At 71.8% G+C, this 2,459-nt stretch carries 2 protein-coding genes; both read right to left on the bottom strand.

What is annotated here, in order from left to right; genetic code table 11:
* The coding region (locus ACE3O1_RS14990; RefSeq protein WP_374316409.1) for a molybdopterin-dependent oxidoreductase at positions 1 to 567 on the bottom strand (567 nt) is incomplete at its 3' end.
* Between the two features lie 93 nt (positions 568 to 660).
* On the bottom strand, positions 661 to 2,459 hold a 1,799-nt coding region (locus tag ACE3O1_RS14995), incomplete at its 5' end, for a helicase HerA-like domain-containing protein (protein ID WP_374316411.1).

Here is a 2,459-nt window from a genome sequence, read left to right on the forward strand (position 1 = left end):
GTCCGGGAGGTTGTTGGTCCCGAGCCCCCGCACGAGCAGCTGGTAGAGGAAGGCCGCCTCATTCGACGTGCGCCCGGACGTGTAGAAGACCGCGTCGTCGGGATCGTCCAGGGACGTCATCGCGCCGGCGATCTCGCGCAGCGCGTCGTCCCAGCCGATCGGGCGGTAGTGCGTGGCCCCTTCGTCGAGGATCATCGGATGCGTCAGCCGCCCCTGCTGACCGAGCCACCAGTCGTCGTGCCCTCGGAGCTCGTCGATCGAGTGCGCCGCGAAGAACTCCGGTCCGACGCGGCGCAGCGTCGCCTCCTCGGCTACCGCCTTCGCGCCGTTCTCGCAGAACTCCGCGACGTGGCGCTTGTCCTCCTCCGGCCACGCGCAGCCTGGGCAGTCGAAGCCGTCCTTCTGGTTCACGCGGACGAGCGTCTGCACGGAGCGGGCGATGCCCATCTGCTGCTGGGAGATCTGCAGCGCGTGCAGCACGGCGGGAACACCGACGGCGACCTTCTTCGCCTTCCCGGCGCGCACGCCCGTCTCGTCGATGTCGTGCGTCGGGGGCTTCCTCGCCATGCCTCCAGGCTAGGCGCTCCCCCGCCCGTCCTCGCCCCCGCCGCCGTGCGAGATGACTTTCGCCCCGGACGCGGGCCCGGGGCGGGGAAGGGGTCAGCGGCGGCCGGTGCCGAAGACGCCGCGGATCACGCCGGAGAGGATCGTCTGCGTCGCCTTCGAGCCCAGGATCTGCTCGATCGGCGACTTCTGCGCGGTGCGGGAAGTACGTGTGCTGCCCTGCGTCTTCTTCAGGAGCCGCTCGTACTCCTGCTGCGCCTTCTTGTCGGCAGCGGCCTGAGCCTTGTCGATCGCCGCCTGCTGCGTGGCGAGCTCGGCGTCGGTCTTCGCCTTCGCGAGCGCCGCCTCCTCGGCCGCGGCGGCGGCGTCGGCGGCCTGCATCTTCGCCGCCAGGATCTCCCGCGCCGACTCGCGGTCGATCGCCGTGCCGTACTTCGCCAGCAGCGGGGATGCCTTCACGGCGGCCTCGATCGCCGGGTCGGGCGTGGGCGACATGAGGCCCTGCGGCGCGCGCAGCCGCGTCCAGGCGACCGGCGTGGGCGCGCCCTTCTCGCTCATCACGGTGACGATCGCCTCGCCCGTACCGAGCTCCTGGAGCACCCGCTCGAGGTCGTACCCCGACTTCGGGTAGGTGCCGACGGTCGCCCGGAGCGCCTTGGCGTCGTCCGGCGTGAACGCGCGCAGCGCGTGCTGCACGCGGGAGCCCAGCTGCGCGAGCACGTCCGACGGCACGTCCTTCGGCGTCTGCGTGACGAAGAACACGCCGACGCCCTTCGAGCGGATGAGCCGCACCGTCTGCACGATCGCGGCGAGGAAGTCCTTCGACGCGTCCGTGAAGAGCAGGTGGGCCTCATCGAAGAAGAACACGAGCTTCGGCTTGTCGAGGTCGCCGACCTCGGGAAGCAGCTCGAAGAGCTCGGCGAGCAGGTACATCAGGAAGGTCGAGAACAGTGCCGGCTTGTCGACGACGCCCGGCACCTCGAGCAGGCTGATGACACCGCGACCGTCGGCGGCCGTGCGGAGGAAGTCGGTGACCTCGAACTCCGGCTCGCCGAAGAACACGTCCGCGCCGTCGTCGGCGAACGTGATGAGCTCGCGGAGGATCACCCCCGCCGTCGCGGCCGAGAGCCCGCCGAGCTCCTTGAGCTCGGCCTTGCCCTCGTCGCTGGTGAGATAGGTCAGCACGGCGCGGAGGTCCGCCAGATCGACGAGCGCGAGACCCTGCTGGTCGGCGTAGTGGAACACCAGACCGAGGCTGGACTCCTGCGTCTCGTTGAGCCCGAGCACCTTGCTCAGCAGCAGCGGACCGAACCCCGAGACGGTGGCGCGAACGGGCACGCCCTTGCCGATGCCGCCGAGGGCGAAGTAGTCCGTGACCGAGGCCTCCGGCTTCCAGTCCTGCCCGATCGCCTGCGTCCGCGCCAGCAGCTTCTCGTTCGCCTCGCCGGGGGTCGCGACGCCGGACAGGTCGCCCTTGATGTCGGCCGCGAACACCGGCACGCCCTTCGCGGCCAGCTGCTCGGCCAGCCCCTGCAGCGTGCGCGTCTTGCCGGTGCCGGTGGCGCCCGCGACCAGGCCGTGCCGATTCATCATGCCGAGGGGGATGCGCACCTGGGCGTCGGGGACGGGGTCGCCGTTGACGACGGCGCCGAGGTCGAGCGTGGCGCCCTCGAAGGCGTATCCGGCGGCGATCTTCGCCACATCGGCCTGCGTGAGAGGACCGCCGTTCGCGGGGGCTGCGTGCGTCGGCGAGGGGGCGGGTTCGCCAACGGGGACCGGCGCCTGCGCATCCGGGGCGGGCGCTCCCGCGGGCCCACGCGCCTCGTCGGCTTCCGCGCCGTCGGCGGCCTCGGCCAGCGCCGCCTCGGCCTTCGCAGCCTCGGCCTTCGCGGCCT

It is taken from the genome of Microbacterium sp. (assembly GCF_041909575.1).
Lineage (GTDB): Bacteria > Actinomycetota > Actinomycetes > Actinomycetales > Microbacteriaceae > Microbacterium.